At 74.9% G+C, this 1,483-nt stretch carries 2 protein-coding genes; both read right to left on the reverse strand.

The window, feature by feature from the left end:
• The coding region (locus ACFFNX_RS49840; protein ID WP_446678573.1) for a phosphorylase family protein at window positions 1–262 on the reverse strand (262 nt) is incomplete at its 3' end.
• On the reverse strand, window positions 262–1,483 hold a 1,222-nt coding region (gene shc, locus ACFFNX_RS49845; protein ID WP_378213494.1), incomplete at its 5' end, for a squalene--hopene cyclase. The genes ACFFNX_RS49840 and shc, both read right to left, overlap by 1 nt.

The raw sequence follows: 1,483 nt of genomic DNA on the forward strand, positions 1-1,483 counted from the left end.
CGAGCGTCTCGGGGGCGGCGCACGGGAACCGGCGGTCCTCGAACCAGACCTCGGTCGCCACGAGCACGTCGCCCGGCCGCAGCGTGGCGTCCAGCGCGCCGCCGAACCCCGTGACCGCCATGGCGTCACAGCCGTGCAGGTACGGGGCGCGGCGGGCCCCGAGGCCGGTGCGGATCACCAGGGCCTCCGGCGGCCCGACGGGCAGGCCGTGGCGTACCGCGCGGGCCTCCATGGCCAGCGGCGCGCAGACGAGGAGGCGCATCAGGACTCGACCGTCCTCAGGTAGCGGCCGAGCGCGCTGATCGGGAAGACCAGCCGGTACAGGTGGTAGTTGATGTAGAAGTCGCCGGGGAATCCGGTGCCGGTGAAGTACGGCTCGTCCCAGGTGCCGTCGTCGTTCTGGTGGTCGACGAGCCAGGCCACGCCCCGTTCGACGGCCGGGCTCCGCTCCCCCGCCGCGACCAGGGCGATCAGTGCCCAGGCGGTCTGCGAGGCGGTGGAGGCGCCGCGCCCGACCCACGCGGGGTCGTCGTAGGAGCGCAGGTCCTCGCCCCAGCCGCCGTCCTCGTTCTGGTGCGCCTCCAGCCACACGACCGCGCGCCGCACGCATGCCGCGCCCGGCCGGATGCCGGCCGCGACGAGGGCGGGGACGACCGTTCCGGTGCCGTAGACATGGTTGGCTCCCCACCGGCCGTACCAGGATCCGTCCGGTTCCTGCGCCTTGAGCAGCCAGCCGACCGCGCGGCGCGTGACCGGCTCCCCGCCGCGTCCCTCGGCCACCAGCGCCTCGACGACGTGGGCGGTCACGTCGGCCGACGGCGGGTCGATGACGGCGCCGAAGTCGCAGAACGGCAGCTTGGTGCAGAGCGTGCGGGTGTTGTCGGCGTCGAACGCGCCGAAGCCGCCGTCGCGGGTCGCCATGCCGGACATCCATCGCACGCCGCGCTCGATCGCCGGACGCGCGTCCGGGTGCTCGACGCGGCGCAGCGCGAGGATCACCTCGGCGGTGTCGTCGGTGTCGGGGTAACCGTCGTTGTCGAACTCGAACGCCCAGCCGCCCGGCGGCAGCGACGGCCGGCGTACGGACCAGTCGCCGGGGCCGCGGATCTCCTCGCCGAGCACCCATCCGGCGGCCTGGACCAGGGCCGGATGGTCGCCCGGCGTACCGGCGTCCAGCAGGGCGCCCATGGCGAGTGCGGTGTCCCAGACCGGTGACTGGCAGGCCTCCAGGCGACGGCCCCGCTCGTCCTCGATGGTGAACCGGGCCAGGCCCCGCAGCCCGTCCCGCATCACCGGGTGGTCGACGTCGTAGCCCTCCAGGTTCAAGGCGATCAGGGAGTACACCCACGGCGGCTGGATTCCGCCCCAGGACCCGTCGGCCTCCTGGCGTGCCACGATCCACTCGGCGGCGCGCCGGATCGCGGCGCGGCGCAGGCCGGGCAGCGGCCGCCGCTCGTAGCGGTGCAGCGCGCGGTCCAGCGCG

This window comes from Actinoallomurus acaciae, assembly GCF_042429965.1.
Lineage (GTDB): Bacteria > Actinomycetota > Actinomycetes > Streptosporangiales > Streptosporangiaceae > Actinoallomurus > Actinoallomurus acaciae.